15 protein-coding genes are annotated in these 17,068 nt (G+C 58.5%); 10 read left to right on the top strand and 5 right to left on the bottom strand.

Translation table 11 applies throughout. From position 1 onward, the window contains the following. The first annotated feature begins 49 nt into the window (after positions 1 to 49). On the top strand, positions 50 to 511 hold the full coding sequence (locus ACMGG8_RS22860) for a hypothetical protein (RefSeq protein ID WP_235758496.1): 462 nt from the start codon (positions 50 to 52) through the stop codon (positions 509 to 511). Between the two features lie 364 nt (positions 512 to 875). On the opposite strand, the gene ACMGG8_RS22855 is transcribed toward ACMGG8_RS22860, so the two are convergent. After that, entirely contained in the window at positions 876 to 4,523 is a 3,648-nt protein-coding gene (locus tag ACMGG8_RS22855; protein WP_414158477.1) for a transporter substrate-binding domain-containing protein, read from the bottom strand. A gap of 97 nt (positions 4,524 to 4,620) precedes the next feature. Next, complete coding sequence (locus ACMGG8_RS22850) at positions 4,621 to 5,820, bottom strand: EAL domain-containing protein (protein WP_414158476.1); 1,200 nt, start codon at positions 5,818 to 5,820, stop codon at positions 4,621 to 4,623. Between the two features lie 223 nt (positions 5,821 to 6,043). Between ACMGG8_RS22850 and ACMGG8_RS22845 the strand changes: the two genes are divergently transcribed. The 9 genes from ACMGG8_RS22845 (at position 6,044) to ACMGG8_RS22805 (ending at position 14,861) form a co-directional block, all read left to right on the top strand. Further along, positions 6,044 to 6,673, top strand: coding sequence for a response regulator transcription factor (locus tag ACMGG8_RS22845; RefSeq protein ID WP_108542886.1), 630 nt, complete (start codon positions 6,044 to 6,046; stop codon positions 6,671 to 6,673). 192 nt (positions 6,674 to 6,865) lie between these two features. After that, complete coding sequence (locus ACMGG8_RS22840; protein ID WP_414158475.1) at positions 6,866 to 7,618, top strand: fimbria/pilus periplasmic chaperone; 753 nt, start codon at positions 6,866 to 6,868, stop codon at positions 7,616 to 7,618. Continuing rightward, positions 7,585 to 8,112, top strand: a complete 528-nt coding sequence (locus tag ACMGG8_RS22835) for a hypothetical protein (protein WP_414158474.1) — start codon at positions 7,585 to 7,587, stop codon at positions 8,110 to 8,112. Before ACMGG8_RS22840 ends, ACMGG8_RS22835 begins: the two co-directional genes overlap by 34 nt. Before the next feature lie 7 nt (positions 8,113 to 8,119). Continuing rightward, positions 8,120 to 9,205 carry a hypothetical protein gene (locus ACMGG8_RS22830; protein ID WP_129406701.1) on the top strand — a complete coding sequence of 362 codons (1,086 nt, stop codon included), beginning with the start codon at positions 8,120 to 8,122 and terminating at the stop codon, positions 9,203 to 9,205. 313 nt (positions 9,206 to 9,518) lie between these two features. Then, positions 9,519 to 10,082, top strand: coding sequence for a fimbrial protein (locus ACMGG8_RS22825; RefSeq protein ID WP_060843196.1), 564 nt, complete (start codon positions 9,519 to 9,521; stop codon positions 10,080 to 10,082). A gap of 300 nt (positions 10,083 to 10,382) precedes the next feature. After that, positions 10,383 to 12,884, top strand: coding sequence for an outer membrane usher protein (locus ACMGG8_RS22820; protein ID WP_375136232.1), 2,502 nt, complete (start codon positions 10,383 to 10,385; stop codon positions 12,882 to 12,884). 12 nt (positions 12,885 to 12,896) lie between these two features. Then, positions 12,897 to 13,652 carry a fimbria/pilus periplasmic chaperone gene (locus ACMGG8_RS22815; RefSeq protein ID WP_414158473.1) on the top strand — a complete coding sequence of 252 codons (756 nt, stop codon included), beginning with the start codon at positions 12,897 to 12,899 and terminating at the stop codon, positions 13,650 to 13,652. Positions 13,653 to 13,785: 133 nt separating this feature from the next. Further along, positions 13,786 to 14,310, top strand: a complete 525-nt coding sequence (locus ACMGG8_RS22810) for a fimbrial protein (protein ID WP_159426280.1) — start codon at positions 13,786 to 13,788, stop codon at positions 14,308 to 14,310. An 8-nt stretch (positions 14,311 to 14,318) separates the two neighbouring features. Continuing rightward, on the top strand, positions 14,319 to 14,861 hold the full coding sequence (locus ACMGG8_RS22805; RefSeq protein WP_414158472.1) for a fimbrial protein: 543 nt from the start codon (positions 14,319 to 14,321) through the stop codon (positions 14,859 to 14,861). 91 nt (positions 14,862 to 14,952) lie between these two features. On the opposite strand, the gene ACMGG8_RS22800 is transcribed toward ACMGG8_RS22805, so the two are convergent. The 3 genes from ACMGG8_RS22800 to ACMGG8_RS22790 are packed head-to-tail and all read right to left on the bottom strand — an operon-like array spanning position 14,953 to position 17,030. Beyond that, positions 14,953 to 15,717: an amino acid ABC transporter ATP-binding protein gene (locus tag ACMGG8_RS22800; RefSeq protein WP_414158471.1), complete on the bottom strand. Its 765-nt coding sequence runs from the start codon at positions 15,715 to 15,717 to the stop codon at positions 14,953 to 14,955. Further along, positions 15,714 to 16,373: an amino acid ABC transporter permease gene (locus ACMGG8_RS22795; RefSeq protein WP_060843201.1), complete on the bottom strand. Its 660-nt coding sequence runs from the start codon at positions 16,371 to 16,373 to the stop codon at positions 15,714 to 15,716. The genes ACMGG8_RS22800 and ACMGG8_RS22795 overlap by 4 nt, the downstream gene beginning before the upstream one ends. 9 nt (positions 16,374 to 16,382) lie before the next feature. Beyond that, positions 16,383 to 17,030, bottom strand: a complete 648-nt coding sequence (locus tag ACMGG8_RS22790) for an amino acid ABC transporter permease (protein WP_060838691.1) — start codon at positions 17,028 to 17,030, stop codon at positions 16,383 to 16,385. Positions 17,031 to 17,068 lie beyond the last annotated feature (38 nt).

The following is a 17,068-nucleotide window of genomic DNA, read 5'->3' as shown; positions in this document are numbered from 1 at the left end:
CATGTAAACAAGTTATGAGTAGGCTAGAAATGGAAGATGGAGCCACACAATGATTGATAGTATAGAAGTTAAAGAGTTTGATGATCTGGAGGGGCAGTTGCTTGATGCGAATGTTTCTTATGGCGAGATGACGCGTGAGTACGCTAGTTATCTAATGGGTCTTATCCAAAGAGGTGAATTAAAATCTATTGCTGCCAGCAAGTTGGAAAAGTTGGTGCCGTTCTTGAAAGAGGCCATCTTGCGCGAGCGTATCGAAAGTGATGAGGTACTTCGAAAGAAGCTCACTGTCGATCTCTGGAAAATGGAGCAGCAAAGTCGCAAGGAAGATGAAGATTTTGCAAATTTCATCCGAGGTGTGCTCTATTGCTATGGTACAGAGGAGGTTTGGGAAGAGGAGGGCGATTGTCCAACCCCTATCTATCTTTACTTTTTGATCCTGAAAAAAATATTGCCGGGTCTGAGGAAAGATTTTATTAGTAGTTTTAATCGATTCCTTGGAGGACGCAGCTAAGCCATTCTCTATTTTTTTGTCGGGCTCAGATAATAATGGCTGGAGAGAATCTCTCCAGCATTACTTAGGCCAGAACTACAAAGATAGTGCAATCGGTTCATAAGAAGTTTTAATCGCAAGGCTCAAAACACAACCCCGGACTAATACACAATGCAGGTTGGACAATAGTGGGGGCGGCTTATGTTCTTGAGGGGCTACCGGGCATCTTGTAATCCGCGATCAATGAGTCAAACCTGGCCACCAAGCCGGCCGAGCCTGCTGCCATTGCAGCGGTCGACTCACTGGCGCGGTCAGCACCGTTCAGCGCCTTTGAAAATCACCTTGGCCCCGCTGAAGCGGGGCAGTCCGTGCGTTCTCCTCGATATCACCCGGCAAGTGGTGCCGATCCGTCGTACTGCTCAAGCAGCTGCTGTTCAAGGGTCACGATGGCCTGTTTAACCTGCTCAACACAGTCGCTCACCAGGGGCATGTTCAGGTCGGGGCTCTGACAGGCATCTTCCAATTGCCGGCAGCTCTCCACCAGTTGATCGCCCTTGACGACTCGCGCAGCCCCCTTGATGCGATGCGCCAACTCGGACAGCTCCGCTGTTGCTTGGTCGCGGAGCAGTGTCTCCAGGGTCTGCAGGTCGGTGCGATTGTTGCTGAGCAGTTCACTGAGGATGTGTTGCAGCATGGTCGGCTCGCTGCCCACCAGGGTATGCAGGGACTCCAGGTCGAATACCTGTGGGGATTGGCTGCTGACGCGTTCTTCCGGCGGCAGGGGCGCGCGTTCCTCTTCCTCGACCTGACCCAGGGCCAACAGGCGCGCTTCCAGTTCATCCAGGCTGATGGGCTTGATCAGGCAGTCATTCATTCCGGCCAGGATGCAACGCTCCACTTCCTCGGGCTGGGCGTCGGCGGTCAGGCCGATGATCACGATCGGTTCGTCGTGGCTGTCGCGTTCATCCTGACGAATCGAGCGGGCCAGTTCGGCACCGTTCATGACGGGCATGTGGCAGTCGGTGATGATCAGGTCAAAGGCGTGCTCGCGCCAGAGCTTGAGTGCCTCCTGTCCATTCTTCGCTTCGATTACGTCGTGCCCGAGAAACGCCAGTTGCTGTCCCAGGACCTGACGGTTCACCGGATGATCGTCCACCACCAGAATCTGCAGGCGGTACATCTGCCGTCGCTGAAGGTTAGGCACAGGTTCGGCGGCGGCCAGGCGCTCCAGCGCTTGAAGGCGAAGATCCACTTCCACCTGGGTGCCCTGGCCCAGGGTGCTGTTCATCGTCACAGTGCCGCCCATCATTTCGCTCAGGGAGCGACAGATCACCAGTCCCAGGCCGGTGCCTTCGGTATTGAGCACATTGCGCTCGACCTGGGCGAAAGGTTGGAACAGGCGCTGCTGGTTGCTCGCAGAGATGCCTATTCCCGAGTCTTCGACCCGCAGTTTGACCTGCAGCAACGACTGCTCCAGCAGATCGCCGGTGATGCTCACCTTGATGAAACCGGCCTCGGTGAACTTGATGGCGTTGCTCAACAGGTTGGAAAGAATCTGCTTGAAGCGCATGCCGTCTACCAGCACATCGCAATTGATGCTGGAGTCGATTTCGAGGATCAGGCTCAGGCATTTCTGTCGCGCCAGGCCTTCGAACACTCGGGCTGTTGATTCCACCAGCTCGCGCAGGTTGGCGCGTTTGGGTGAAAGGCTCAGGCGCCCCGACTCGATGCGGGCGATGTCGAGAATATCGCCGATCAGGTCCAGCAGGCTCTTGGCAGAGCTGTAGGCAATTTCGATGCTGGAGCGCTCAATCCGGTCGCTGTCGGCCCGTTTGAGCGCCAGTTCCAGAATGCCGATGATCGCGTTCATGGGGGTGCGGATTTCATGACTCATGGTGGCCAGGAACGTGGTCTTGGTGCGACTGGCCTGGTCGGCCAGGTTCTTCGCCTCTTTCAACTCCTGGACCAGATGGCGATGTTTGGTGATGTCCAGCCAGCCGCAGATAACGCCTTTGGTGACGCCATTGCTGTCCTGGAAGGGTTGGATCCAGTGATCGATCCAGACCTCCTTGCCCTGCAACTTGACCTGGTACACCGAGCTGATGGTCTGGCCGTCGCGCACCGCTTGCAGGTAGCTGTGATGCAGGTCGGACTGGGCCGAGAAATGCTCCTCGGGCAGCTGTTGCACGGATTTGTGCAGAACCTGGTCGGCGCTCAGGCCGACACTCTGCAGGTAGCTGCGGTTGCACGAGAGCATGTTGCCGTCCATGTCACGTATGTAGAGAACCGGAGGCATGTTTTCGGCCAGGGCCTCGATGAAGCGCAACTGGTCGTTCAGGGTTTTCTCGGCCTTGACCCGACGTCGCAGATAGAAGGCCCAGGTCAGGGTCAGCACCAGCAGGAGTGCCGCGGCGGCGATGATTTCGGCGATCAGCAGCGCATAGTCGCGCCAGGTTTCGCCACTCATGCCCGGTGGTGAGCGCCAGTGGTTGGCGATGGCGTTCAGATCGTCCGCCGGAAGACTGAGCAGGGCCTTGTCGAGTATGGACTGCAGCTCCGAGTCGCTGCGGCGCAGGGCAAAGCTGGCGGTTGCCCGATTGGTGTGGATCAGGTCGGCGATGCTCAGGCGATTGTGAAACAGGCGGACAATGTAGTAGCGAGCGGCCGGCAACGACACCACGGCGGCATCGGCGCTGCCGTCATAGACCTTGTTCATGGCATCCAGGGAGGCGCTGGCCTCGATCAGTTGCGTGCGCGGATAGAGGTCGCGCAGATGTTGCAGGGTCACGTGACCTGATGGCACGGCAACACGCTTGCCTGCCAGATCTTCTGCTGTCAGCACCTGGTCCTGCATGCCACTGGGGGTGATCAGGACAAAGGGACTGGTCAAGAAGGGCCGGGTGAAACGTAGCTTGTCCTCGCGTTGCGGGCTGGCCGTCATGATGGCCATGTCCGCCTCGCCGTTGCTCATGGCTTCAATCTGTTGCGGATAGCTGCCGTTGCGCACCGTCACCTGGAAATGCAGGCCGGTGCGCTGCGAGATGATCTCCAGCAGTTCGGCCGCGACTCCGGAGAACACCCCGTTGGCGTCGAAGAATGCCGCGGGGGCCAGGTCATCGTTGATGATCAGGCGTATCACCGGGTGACGCTCGATCCAGCGTGATTCTTCTGGGGTCAGCACAATCTTTTCGCCGGTGGGCACGAAACCGCTGCCGACCCAGCGCTGACTCAGATTGTTCAGTTTTTCCTTGCCGATGGCCTCGATGCTGCGGTCAAGGATGCGCTGAAGACGGGCGTTGTCTTTGTTGATCGCATAGCCATAGCCACCCGTCGCCAGGTCAACGAAGCGCTCGAACTTGAGAAAACCGTAGTAAGAGCGATTGATCTGGAAGTAGGCGCTGAGTACATCGTCCAGGTACATGTCGGCGTGACCGAATGCAGCAGCGGCCAGGGCTTCGTTGTGGGTGGGATAGATCATCAGGTGGGCACGAGGAAAGCGCGACTGCGCTTCGTCGCTGTGTTCCTTGACCACGGAGACTCGCAGCCCGGCCAGGTTTGCCGGGGACTGGCGCAACTCGTCGTTGCGCTTGAACAAGGCCAGCCGCCCATCGGCGAACGGTTGGGTGAACCTGAGCGCATCGCTGGATTGCCCGGGGCCGTTGTAGCTGCCCATCAAGTCGATGGAGGAGGCCTGCAGCGCCTGTAGGGCCTGTTCGCGGGTGGCGAAGGGAACCACCGTGATGCCGACTCCGAGCATCTGCCCGATCAATGAACTGACGTCCGCCGTAATGCCTTCGTAGTGACTGTCGTTGTAGTCGACATTGAAGGGGGGCGACTCTTGTACGACCACGCCGATTTTCAACTCCGACTTTTGACGCAGCCAGTGCCAGTCCTCTTGTTCAAGTACCAGCTCGCGGTGATCGAGACGCACCGCGCTGTACAGAGTATTGGGCAATAGCGGGGCTTGGGCCGCTGCCGTCTGAGGCGCGATGCTCACCCAGCAGATAAGTAGCCATATAAGTCGTAAGGGCATGGTGTCTTCAAACAATGGGGGAGGCTTGGTTGAGGCGAAAGCTCTGGAGGCACAGGGTGAAAATATTAGCTGGCACTGCTTGCTTTGGCCTATCAATTTAAGTCGTTGGCGGGGTATTCGAGTGCTTGTTGCAATAGGCGATGAAGTGGCTTTCCGGCATGGGACGGGCAAATAGAAAACCCTGGGCAAGCGAGCCCCCCAACTTCACCAGTTGCTCTTGCTGTTCATGGGTTTCCACTCCTTCGATGATCACTTTCATTCCCAGGGAGCTCCCCAGGGCCAGGGTATGGCGGATGATGGCGTGGCTTGCCGGGTGATGATTCATCTTGCGCACGAAGTTGCCGTCCAGCTTGATTTGGTTGACGGGCAGTTCGCAGAGACGCTGCAGGGAAGCGAAGCCGGCGCCGAAGTCGTCCATGGCCAGACCGCAGCCCATCAGCCGTAGGCGCACCAGGTTTTCCAGGCTGTAGGCAGACGCCTCCATCACGCAGGTTTCGCTGATTTCAAAGGTGATGCAACTTGAAGGCACCTGGCAGAGCGTCAACAAGGAAGTGACCGACTCAGTCAGCGTCGGGGAGGACAGTTGCGAAGGGTGCAAGTTGAAGGAAAAGTTCAGCGCAAGGTTCTTTCTCGCCAGTTTGCGACGCAGGGCCAGGCCTTGATCGAACAATTGCCAGAACAGTCGATCCAGCAGGTTGTGCTCTTCCATGATGTTCAGGAAGTGTGACGGCGGCAGCACGCCCAGTTGAGGGTGGTTCCAGCGCGCCAGGGTTTCGGCGCCTTGCAGGATTGCGGTATCGAGGGTGACCTTGGGTTGGTAGTAGGGCTCGAACTCACCGTTGTCCAGGCCGCGCACCACATCACTCAGGCTCGGCAGCGCAATGCGCTTGAGCGGGCTGGCCAGATCATGGCGTAGGGACTGGTAGCGGTTCAGCAACGTGGTCAGACGCTCCAGGTTGAAGGGTTTGCCCAGGCTTCCAAGAAAATCCAGGCCCAGGCGCTTGATCATGGCCACGGCGGTGTTGCGCAGCGCCAGATCAATCTGGCTGCAAAGGATGACCGAGCGCAGTTTGCCGCTGTGACTGGCGAGACGAAGGAAGGCCAGGCCGTCCATGCCGGGCATCTTCAAATCGCAGATGGCAATGTCCATGGCTTCACAACTTTCCAGCAGCGCCAGTGCCTGGCTGCCGCTGCTGGCTTCATGAATCTGTCCCGGTATCACTTTCCTTAATGCGGTGAGGGTGACCAGGCGTTGCAGGGGTTCATCTTCCACAACTAGAACGTTCAGGTGCTGCATTGCTGGCTCGCGTCGTTTATCCGTTGGGTATCTTGCTTAAGCCATTTGGGGCGGGTCTATTAGATGTATCTTCATGCCTTGTGGGAAATTTCCTACTGAAAAATCAGGGCATCTGATTTTTTCAATGATCATCAATCAGCACTTGTAACTCGGGTCGATTCCGGGGAATTTGCCCCGCTCGCAATGGCTGCCCGGCGGCAAGTTCTAAGGTGAAATGACATTTATGCACAGCGTATTAATAGTGGATGATCATCCCGTCGTTCGACTGGCGGTGAAGGTTCTGCTGGAAAAGCACGAGATGCAGGTGGTGGGCGAAACCGATAACGGACTGGATGCGCTAGAGCTGGTGCGTGAGCATGTTCCGGATGTGGTGATTCTGGATATCGGCATTCCCAAACTCGATGGTCTCAAGGTGCTGTCCCGGATCAAGGCACTGGATTTGCCCACCGAGGTATTGGTGCTGACATCGCAGTCTGTCGAGAGCTTTTGCAAACGCTGCATCCAGCTTGGCGCTCGAGGCTTCGTCAACAAGGAAGAAGACCTGAGCAATCTGGTGGTGGCCCTGAACGCGGTGCTGGCCGGCTACACCTTTTATCCTTCCCAGGTGACCGATGTGTCCAGGTCGGCGGCCGAGCAGTTGTCCGAGACCGAGCTGATTGGCTCGCTGACCGATCGGGAAATGATCGTGCTGCAGTATCTGGCTCAGGGGTATTCCAACAAGGCCATCAGCGAAAAGCTGTTTCTCAGCAACAAGACCGTCAGTACCTACAAGGCTCGTTTGTTGCAGAAGCTCGGTCTGGGCTCGCAAGTCGGCCTGGCGGAGTTTGCCAAGCGCCATGGGCTGATTCCCTGAAAGATGGCAAAGCGGCAATGCTGATGCTCGGCCGCTCAGTTTGAGCGGCCGGGTGGCTGTGCATCTTGTTAAGCAAGTTACCGAGTTGTTGCAGAGACTTTCCTTAGTTGTGTAGGAAGTTTCGCAATGATAAAGGCCTTGCCTGTTTAATAGACTTTGTCGGTATCAAGAAACTGGACTGCAACTTTTATCATGATTAAGCCACGCACGTTCATTGCGTTATTCTTTGCTCTTTTTCAGGCGCAGGCGATCGCAGCACTGGCGCTCGGCAGTTCGCGGGTCATCATTCAGGCGCCGCAGACCCGTGCCGTGGTGATGGTGCATAACCGTTCCCCTCATAGCCCTTATCTGGCCCAGTCCTGGATCGAGGATGCGCAAGGGCACAAGCCTGAACGCTCGCCAGTGGTTGCCTTGCCGCCAATTCAGCGATTGGAGGCGATGCAGGGCAATCAGTTGAACATACGGGTGCTGCCACGGGTGGCCGATCTGCCCCAGGACCGCGAAACATTGTTTTATCTCAATGTGCGTGAAGTCCCGCCGCGCAGTGAAGACCAAGAAGGCATTCAGATCGCTCTGCAACGGCGGATAAAAGTCATTTATCGGCCGCAAAGAATACGCCCGCTCAACGTCGGCATCACCAGTCCCTGGCTGTCCGCCTTGACCTTGTCCAGGCAAGAGAGCGGGCGTTTTCAGCTTAACAATGCCACTCCCTATCATGTGACCATCATCGAGGCCTTCAATGATGCGTCCGGGGCATCGCCTGTTGCGGACTTCAAGCCCATGGAAATACCGCCCTATAGCGCGCATCGCCTTGAAGGCAGGATCGCGCCGGGCGTTCAGCAGCCAGCATTGGTCTACATCAATGATTTTGGTGGGCGTGGGCAACTCAGTTTCGACTGCCGGGAGGACTCGTGCACCGTCATGAAAAACGCTACTCGTTCATGAGACGGGTCAGTCTGATTGGAGGGGCGCTGATCGGTCTGTCTGCTCTGTCGATGACGGGAAACGTACAGGCCGCAACTCCAGGTGGGCTGTATGTACTTGTGCACTTTGAAGTTTTCGAGCCCGCCAACTGCAGCGTCAATATTCTTCAAACAAGAATAGATTTTGCCGAGGTCAAGACTGACGCTGTCAATGGTCGTGAGGGTGCGCGAAAAATTCCTTATCGGATCAATTGCAGGAACTCCTCCCAGTCACCCGCACTCAAGTTGAAGTTTGTCGGTACTTCCGGTTTCAGCTCTGACGTGTTGTGGACCAATCTCAGCAATCTTGGCGTGCGCTTTCTGGTAGATGGCAAGCAACACCCCCTCAACAGAGAGTTCTCGGTGAACTACGCCTCTCCTCCGACGCTGGAGGCTGTGCTGGATGCGAAGCCTGGCAGCGTTTTGAAAGCAGGCGCCTTTGCTACCGGTGCCGTGCTAGTTATTACTCAGGAGTAAGCGCCCTGTGGCTATTTCCACTCTGGATAAAAGAAGCAAGATCAGCCTTTGCCCGTCGATGTTGCGGTGGGCTCTTGCGGCAACATTTCTTTCGCTCAAGGCCTGGGCTGAGCCTGTTCCCCCTGGAACGCCGGACGGTGCCTGCTGGGGCCATAATCAGCTGAGCATTGAAATAAAGAACGGCGCTTTCACGTCGAATGAAAAGGGCGCGCTGTATGAAACCACCTATCAAACCATTCCCAGCAACTACGACGGTTGGTGCTATTCGGAAAGCGGCTCGCAGAACGCCAGCTATTTCAAGGCTGAGCTGAGTCAGACCTTGTCCCGGGTCGATAATGAGTTCTTCAGACTGACCGAAGACATCGATATGAAAATATTCGTCACCGGCAATAGTGCGCCGGAAAGCTTCATCCCCTTCAAGGACGCATTCAATGCGGGCGCCACTGCCGGGCCTTCCGGTAATGGCGTCACGCCGTTGCGCTGGGCAAACGCCGGCAACCAGGGCAAAGTCACTTTCCGTCTTCGACGCAAGGCCCTCGGCGGGGCAGTGTATCTTCCGCCCAGCGAGCTTTTTTCGTTCTTTCGCTATTCGCGACCGGGGCAGTGGAGCCCTCAACCGTTATACACACTGTCGTTGAAAGCACCGACCATCCTATCCGTTCCCGCTACCTGTGAACTCAATGACAATGGTAATAACTTTTGGACTCTGAAGCTGAAACAACCCATTGATAGCAGCAAGGTTCAAGATATCGGGGTCTATAACTTTGCATATGGCTATAACGCAGGTGGAAAGTTGACTCTTCGTTGTGACTCCGGTCAGCTTGATCCGGCAAAACTGTCTCTTGGTCTGATAGGCAGCCCCGGAGCACAGAGCAACGCGTTGGCCACATCAAATCCAGGGATCGATCTGGTGTTCTTTGCGCGTACAGGCAGTGGCAGCTATGTCGAACTAACGCCATTCCAGCAAACACCGTTGAATGGACTGGCAACGGCTGGACAGATTGAAATCCAGGTGACAGTACAGAAAACCTCGAAACCCATGTTGACCGGTCTTCACTCCGGGTTTGGTGTTCTGACTCTTACGGAATATTGATTTCTATTTGAAACAATACTTTTCAAACGCTGTTCGGGCTGATGTTTGCCAGGACGTCGCGTGTTCTTTTAGTGTGTTTCGAGTCAATCGTTACATGTGCTAAGACAAGCTATAAGTTGGTTGGGAATTTTCCTACGCCCTTATCGAACCTTTCTTATCTTAATTTTTTTGCTTGGTAAATATACTTGTTCTCGGCACTTGCTAGTTGGCTGCGGTCTGGTCGACAAGTGGCATGTCATGGATATTACCTTGTAGTTTGTCCAGGTGATGCATAGTGCCGATATATCAAATGTGTACTAGTAGGGATTCTAAAATGAAATTCAGCAAAATGGCGGCAGCTATAGCGGCAGTTGTACTCGGTGGTACTTCGGTGTTGGCCATGGCGGCGGGCCAGGGCGGTGGAAAGGTCAACTTCAAGGGCAATATCAATGACTCTCCATGCTCGATTTCCAGCGGTTCTTTGGAGCAAGTCGTGGAGTTCGACTCCATCTCCAACAGCGCTCTGAAAAATGGCGGGAAGTCCGCTTTGAAGCCGTTTTCCATCAAGCTCAACGGCTGCGACCTGGGCTCGCTGAAAAGTGCCACCGTGACCTTCACCGGCGCGCCTTCGGCCGCCAACCCTGATCTCCTGGGCTTCCAGGGTGGCACTGCGAAGGGTGCGAGCCTGGCGATCGCTGATCGCAACGGCTCGCTGATCAAGCTGGGTGCCGCTTCCGATCCGCAGAACCTGTCCGACGGTGAAAGCGCACTGAACTTCACCGCCTACCTGCAAGGCGACATGCTGGCCCCTGAAACCGAGGGTGGGGAGCCGAAACCAGCCACTGTGGTAGCCGGTACCTTTGATACCGTCGCCAACTTTACCCTGGCTTATCAGTAACGTTGCGTGAGGTGCGGCCTGGATACGCAAGTGTGCGTATTCCAGGCGCACTGCCGATCTTCTCTCGATGGGGTCGCCGCCAGTCCTCTCGGATTTTCATTGTTTCGACGTGATAGGCCATGCACTGCCGTGGCGCTCGAACATGACGCTTGTTAATCCGTACTCAGCACTCTCATGTTGCCTTCAGACCTCTCAGATTTCGTTCGTGACAGTGTTGGGCACGGTGGTCGACCGATGCTGTTTGCTGGCTTGAGGAAGCGGACGAAAGAAGTTGTTGTCGTTGTAAGGGAAGTTAATCACGTGGTTCAACACCGGGTATGGGTCTTCACTACATTGTGGTGCATGGCCAGCTTGGCCAGTGCCGCCGAAGAGTTTCAGTTCAATACGGACGTGCTTGATCTCAAGGATCAACAGAATCTCGATCTCGGCTTGTTTGCCAAGGCTAACTTCATTTTGCCGGGGCAATACAGCCTGGTCGTTCATGTGAATCGCGATTCGTTGCCGGAAACGGTCGTGAACTACTTGGCGCCGGAAGATGACCCCAAGGGCAGTGTGGCCTGCATCTCTCCCGAACTGGTGGCGCAGTTGGGTCTGAAAAAACAACGGATCAAGCAACTTGCCTGGTGGCACCAAGGCAATTGTCTGGATATCAGCAGCATTCCCGGCATGACGGTGCGTGGCGACCTGGGCGCCTCGGCCTTGTACCTGAACATTCCCCAGGACGCCCTTGAATACAGCGCAAGCAACTGGGACCCGCCTTCGCGCTGGGATGAGGGCATTGGCGGATTTTTATTTGACTACAACCTCAATGCCCAGACCACGGATTACGCCGGGCCTCAGGCCAGCGACAAGCAGTTGACGGGTAACGGCACGACCGGTTTCAACCTCGGCGCCTGGCGCCTGCGGGCCGATTGGCAAGGGCAGATGCACAAGACCTCCGGCAAGCCTGGCCAGCGGCAATTCGCCTGGAGCCGCTACTACGCCTCACGGGCGATTCCCGAGTTGCGCGCCCACCTCAGCCTGGGAGAAAACTACCTGGACTCCAACCTGTTCGGCAGCGTGCGCTACACCGGTGCCAGTCTGGCCACCAGCGACAACATGCTGCCCCCCAACCTGCGCGGCTATGCGCCGGAAGTCAGTGGCGTGGCACGGACCAATGCGCGGGTGCTGGTCACGCAGCAGGGGCGCATTCTGTATGACACCCAAGTGCCGGCGGGGCCCTTTCGCATCCAGGACCTGAGCGATGCGGTGAGCGGCAAGCTGGATGTGCGCATTGAGGAGCAGGACGGCAGCGTTCAGGAGTTCCAGCTGGACACGGCGAGCATTCCCTACCTCAGCCGCCCCGGCACGGTGCGCTACAAAGTGTCCGCCGGCCGGCCTTCGGACTGGGAGCACGAGCCCGATGGTCCGGAATTCGCCAGCGGCGAATTCTCCTGGGGCGTGAGCAATGGCTGGTCGCTGTACGGCGGAGGCCTGGGGGCGCGTGACTATCGCGCGCTGGCCGTGGGCGTGGGTCGTGACCTGATGGCCTTCGGCGCCCTGGCGGTTGACGTGACTCAATCCAATGCCCGCCTGGCTGAAATCGGCCAGCGCCAGGGCAAGTCCTATCGCGCCAGCTATTCGAAGCGCTTCGAGGATTACGACAGCCAGGTGACGTTCGCCGGTTATCGCTTCTCCGAGGAAGACTTCATGACCATGAACGACTTTATCGAGGCTCGTCGCCGTGGCCGGCTGAACAATCAGAGCAAGGAAATGTACACCGCGACACTGAGCAAGAGTTTTCGTGACCAGAACCTGAGCCTGTACCTCAACTACAACCACCAGACCTACTGGAACAATGCGCCGAGCGACCGCTACAGCCTGTCGCTGTCTCGTTATTTCAACCTGGGCGGGCTGAAGAACCTGGGCCTGTCGCTGACCGCCTATCGCAGCCAGAGCCATGGCGCGGTCGATGAAGGCGCCTATGTCTCGCTGAGCCTTCCCTGGGGCGACAGCGGCTCTCTCAGTTACAACGCCACGCTCAACCGTGGCAGCAGCGGTCACAACTTGAGCTATTACGACCGTCCGGATGAGCGCAACAGCTACATGCTCAGCGCCGGCACCGCCAGCGAGGGCAACACGGCCAGCGGCTACCTGAACCACGAGGGCAGCCTGGCCGATGTCACCGCCAGCGCCAGCTATCAGGCCGGACGCTATCGTTCCGCCGGTCTGTCAGTGCAGGGCGGGGCGACCCTGACCGCCGAAGGGGCGGCGCTGCACCGGATCACCACCCTGGGCGGCACCCGCCTGCTGCTCGATACCAATGGCGTGGCCGGGGTGCCGGTGCGGGGCAATGGCGCCAGCACCTATTCCAATCGCTTCGGCAAGGCGGTGGTGGCTGACATGAACAGCTACTACCGCAATCAGGCAAGCATCAACCTGGATCAACTGGCTGACGATGTGGAAGCCGGGCGCTCGGTGGCCCAGGCCACGCTGACCGAGGGTGCGATTGGCTATCGCCGTTTCGACATCGTTTCCGGGAGCAAGGGCATGGTCCGCATCGTCCTGCCCGACGCGACCACGCCGCCCTTTGGCAGCGGCGTGTACAACGCGCGGGGCCAGGAAACCGGAATCATTGGCGAGGATGGCCTGGTTTACCTCAGTGGCATGCAGGTCGGTGACCTGATGTCGGTGCAGTGGGACGGCAAGGCCCAATGCGATTTCATCCTGACGGAGCAGGTCAGCGCGGATGACCAGCAAGTGCAATTTGTCTGCGGGCCTGTAGCGGTCCACGAAACCCAATCCCCCAGCAACAAGTTATAAGGAGTGGCCTCCATGCCATGGTTCGACCTGAAAAAAAGCCTACTTGTCATCGGCCTGAGCCTGTTGGCTCTGGAGTCGGTACACGCTGCCATCGCCCTGGACCGTACCCGAATCATCTTCAATGGCCGCGAGAAATCGGTGAGCGTGGGCATCAGCAACCAGAATCCCCAACTGCCGTACCTGGCCCAGGCCTGGCTCGAAAACGACAAGGAGGAGAAGATCAGCGGCCCCTTGGCCGTGCTGCCTCCGGTGCAACGGCTCGAAGCCGGATCCCGGAGTCAGGTGAGGATCCGGAAGCTGGCACAGGCAGGGCAGTTGCCCCAGGACCGGGAGTCGCTGTTCTACTTCAACTTGCGTGAGATCCCGCCGCGCACCGACAAGCCCAACGCCTTGCAGATTGCCCTGCAGACGCGGATCAAGCTGTTCTATCGTCCCGAGGCCATCGTCAGGGACAGCGGACAGAATCAGCTTCCCTGGCAGGAGCAACTGACGCTGTCCCGCGAAGGGGAGCGCTACGTAGCCCATAACCCGACGGCCTACTACGTGACCCTGGTTGATGCCCAGGTCCGCGTAGGCGGCGCATCCGTTCCAGACTTCCAGCCGGTGATGCTGGCGCCCTGGGGGCGCCAGGCGCTGAGCGTCAGCGCCCGGACCCTGGGCAACGCGCCAGTGCTGACGTACGTCAACGATTTCGGCGGTCGGCCGCAACTGGAATTCCGCTGCACGGCGGGGCAGTGCGTGGCCAGGCCGGTGGCCGATGCGAGCTGAGGCTGGCTTGAGACCATCGGGCGCGCTCGGGGTCGTTGTGCCCCTGGCTCGGTGGCTGGGCGCAAGGTTGGCAGCGCGGCCCGGGACGGGAGCGCAGTTGGGGGCCGGCAAGGGCAGGGGGGCGGAGGTGTTCATGGAACGCTGGTGGCGAAGGAAAGGCGGGTGCCAGGCTCTGGTCTGCGGCCTCTTGCTGCTCGGGTTGCCGGGTTTGGGCCGGGCGGCGGCGGATATGGCGTTCTTCGGGGTATTGATCGCGCCTCCTCAATGCACGGTCAGCGACAAGGACGCGCCGATCAGGGTGTCGTTCGGCAACGTGCAGCTGCGCAAGATCGATGGCGAGCACTATCGTCAGCCGATTCCCTATCAGATCAAGTGTCCGGGGCTGGTATCGCAAGACTCGACCTGGAAGATGCGCCTGACCTTCAAGGGCTCGGTGGCGGATTTCAACCCGGCGTTGCTGCGCACCTCGGTCAATGGCTTGGCCATCAAGCTGTTGCTGGGGGAGCGGGAACTGGTCCTCAACGAACCTCGGCAGATCAGCCTCGACAGTTTGCAGAAACCTCCGGCATTCGAGGCGGTGCCGGTGAAGAAGGTGGGAGCGCAGCTTGCGTTGAGCGAGTTCAATGCTTCCGGACTGTTGCTGGTCGAGCTGTATTAGGTGAAGTCATGAAGCAATTGCTCAACGGCTGTCTGTGCCTGTGTTGTGCCTGGCTGGCGGATGGTTTCAGCGCCCCGGCAGTGGCGGCGGACAACGTCTTTTTCAGCGGCCAGCTGATGGATCAGACCTGTACCCTGGAGCCTGGCTCGGAAACCCGGACGCTGGACTTCGAGGATGTGGGCCTTCAGGAGCTCTATCGCGACGGCAGAACCGCGAGCAAGGCCGTTGTCCTGAACCTGATCGACTGTGATGCCAGCGCCGGCAGGACCGAGGTCAAGGCGACCTTGAGCGGCCATGAAAGTGCGCAGATACCGGGCTTTCTGGAGCTCGACAGCGGCAGTCCGCAAGGCCTGGTGATTGGCCTGGAGGATGCAGCGACGCAGCCCTTGCCCCTGGGACGCGCGCATTCCATTGGCCGGGTCAGCCAGGACGGCAAGCAGTCGGTCACCTTTCTTGCCTACCTCAAGGCGCTTCCCGATGCCCTGAGCGAACGCAGCATCGGCAAGGGGCAGTTGGCGGCTTCATTGACCTTCACCCTGAGCTACGAATGATGGCGCGTAGGGGGCGGGGCCCCCTGGCTGCCAAGGCAGCGCTGCTGCGTGTGATGCAACAGCACCTGCGGCCCGCGCGAGCGCAGCCTTGCTAGGCGTGCAAATGCTTTTTCAGGAACGACCGGGTGCGTTCGTGGGTCGGGTTTTGCAGGATCTCCCGTGGCGCGCCTTCCTCGACCACCACGCCGCCGTCCATGAAGATGATCCGGTCCGCCACTTCACCGGCAAAGCGCATTTCGTGGGTGACGATCAACATGGTCATGTGCTCGGCGGCCAGTTGCTTCATGACCTGGTTGACCTCTTCCACCAGCTCCGGGTCCAGCGCCGAGGTGGCTTCATCGAACAGCATGACCTTGGGGCGCATCGCCAGGGCCCGGGCAATGGCCACGCGCTGTTTCTGTCCGCCGGACAGGCGGGAAGGGTACTCGTCGAACTTGCTGGCCAGGCCCACCTTGGACAAGTACTCCATGGCCAGCTCATGGGCCGCGGCTTTGTTCAGCCCTTTGAGCTTGATCGGCCCGAGGGCGATGTTTTCATGCACGGTCAGGTGCGGGAACAGATTGAAGTGCTGGAACACCATGCCCATCTGCTGGCGCACGCTGTTGATGTGCTGTTCGAATGCGCGACCTTTCAAGGGGCGGTTGACGTGTTCGCCCTCCAGCCAGATCTCCCCCTCGTTCAGCACTTCCAGGTGGTTGATGGAGCGCAGCAGGGTGCTTTTACCCGAACCGCTGGGCCCGATGATGGCGATGATCTGTCCGCGCGAGACAGACAGATCGATGCCTTTGAGCACTTCTAGGGCGCCATACGCCTTGCGCGCGCCCTTGACTTCAACCATGAACTTTTCTGTGGTCATCGTGACATCTCTACCTTGGTTTCAAGCAGGTGCAGGCCGGCTTCCAGAACAAGATTGACCGCGTAATAGATCACCGCGACGGCCAGATAGAATTCGAACGGGCTGTAGGTTTCGCTCACGGCGCGCTGGGCGCTGTAGACCAGCTCGGCAATGCCGATGATCGACACCAGGGAGGTGTCCTTGAGCAGGACGATCAGGTTGTTGCCCAGCGGGGCCAGGGTATTGCGCAGTGCCTGTGGCACCACCACGTAGCGTTGCGCCTGGCTGCGGCTCAGGCCAATGGAGCGCGCGCCTTCAATCTGCCCGGGGTCGACCGACAGGACTCCGGCACGAATCACGTCGGCGTTGTAGACCGCAAAATGCAGGCTCAGGCCGATGATGCCGGCCGCGAGGGCCGGGATATCGATCCCCACTTGCACCAGGCCGTAATAGATCACGTACAGCTGCAGCAGCAGGGGCGTGCCCATCAGTAGCCAGGTCAGGAAACGTATGGGCAGGGAGACCAGTTTCGGGGTGTAGAGCACGATCAGGGCAAAGGCGATGCCGGCCATCAGGCTCAACACACTGGCGCTGAGGAACAGGACGAGGGTCCACCAGAGCCCGGTGGCCAGCAGTTCGGAATAGGGTGTCACGATACTCAGGTCGAGGCTTGGCATGGGGGCGTCTCACTTGGCCGCGAAGCGTTTATCGAGGAGGTCCACCATCAGCCTGACCGTGTAGACCATGGCGATGTACAAAATGGCCGACACCGTGAAGATCTCGAATGGCTTGTACGTGGAGCTGATGAAACGCTGCGCGGTATAGGAAAGCTCGACCACGGAGATGGTCGACACCAGGGCCGAGCCTTTGATCAGCGCGACCGCATTGACCCCCAGTGGCCTGATCATCAACTTGGCGGTTTGCGGGAGGGTAATCAGCCACAGGGTCTGGCCCTTGCCGAAACCGATTGAACGCGCCGCCTCGACCTGGCCGGGGTCCACGTTGCTAATTGCGCCACGAATGGATTCGGCCATGTAGGCCGCGATGTTCAGGCCCAGGCCGATGACGCCGGCGGACAACGGTTCCAGCTCAAGGCCGATCTGCGGGCCGCCAAAGTAGAGAAGGAACAGCTGGACCAAGCAGGGGGTGCCACGAAAAACGCTGATGTAGACCCGGGCCAGGCAGCGAAGCATGAAGAAGCCGGACAGCCGGGCCGCCACCAGCACCACCGCCACCAGCAAGCCCAGCAGCAGCGCCAGCAGCGAAACGTGCACCGTGACCCAGGCCGCCTCCAGAAAGAACGGCAGGGTGCGCTGTATAAGTGTCAGATCCATGGGAAGGCTCGGAAAAGTCGGATTGACTGGCCCGACCC

Source organism: Pseudomonas sp. BNK-45, assembly GCF_047456255.1.
Classification (GTDB): domain Bacteria; phylum Pseudomonadota; class Gammaproteobacteria; order Pseudomonadales; family Pseudomonadaceae; genus Aquipseudomonas.
Note: the sequence above shows the minus strand (reverse complement) of the source record. Positions and strands in the feature narration are given on the sequence as shown.

Coding starts and splice junctions, on each gene's coding strand:
- ACMGG8_RS22860 (WP_235758496.1), top strand. CDS start 50: ATGATTGATAGTATAGAAGTTAAAGAGTTTGATGATCTGGAGGGGCAG.
- ACMGG8_RS22855 (WP_414158477.1), bottom strand. CDS start 4,523: ATGCCCTTACGACTTATATGGCTACTTATCTGCTGGGTGAGCATCGCG.
- ACMGG8_RS22850 (WP_414158476.1), bottom strand. CDS start 5,820: ATGCAGCACCTGAACGTTCTAGTTGTGGAAGATGAACCCCTGCAACGC.
- ACMGG8_RS22845 (WP_108542886.1), top strand. CDS start 6,044: ATGCACAGCGTATTAATAGTGGATGATCATCCCGTCGTTCGACTGGCG.
- ACMGG8_RS22840 (WP_414158475.1), top strand. CDS start 6,866: ATGATTAAGCCACGCACGTTCATTGCGTTATTCTTTGCTCTTTTTCAG.
- ACMGG8_RS22825 (WP_060843196.1), top strand. CDS start 9,519: ATGAAATTCAGCAAAATGGCGGCAGCTATAGCGGCAGTTGTACTCGGT.
- ACMGG8_RS22815 (WP_414158473.1), top strand. CDS start 12,897: ATGCCATGGTTCGACCTGAAAAAAAGCCTACTTGTCATCGGCCTGAGC.
- ACMGG8_RS22810 (WP_159426280.1), top strand. CDS start 13,786: ATGGAACGCTGGTGGCGAAGGAAAGGCGGGTGCCAGGCTCTGGTCTGC.
- ACMGG8_RS22805 (WP_414158472.1), top strand. CDS start 14,319: ATGAAGCAATTGCTCAACGGCTGTCTGTGCCTGTGTTGTGCCTGGCTG.
- ACMGG8_RS22800 (WP_414158471.1), bottom strand. CDS start 15,717: ATGACCACAGAAAAGTTCATGGTTGAAGTCAAGGGCGCGCGCAAGGCG.
- ACMGG8_RS22795 (WP_060843201.1), bottom strand. CDS start 16,373: ATGCCAAGCCTCGACCTGAGTATCGTGACACCCTATTCCGAACTGCTG.
- ACMGG8_RS22790 (WP_060838691.1), bottom strand. CDS start 17,030: ATGGATCTGACACTTATACAGCGCACCCTGCCGTTCTTTCTGGAGGCG.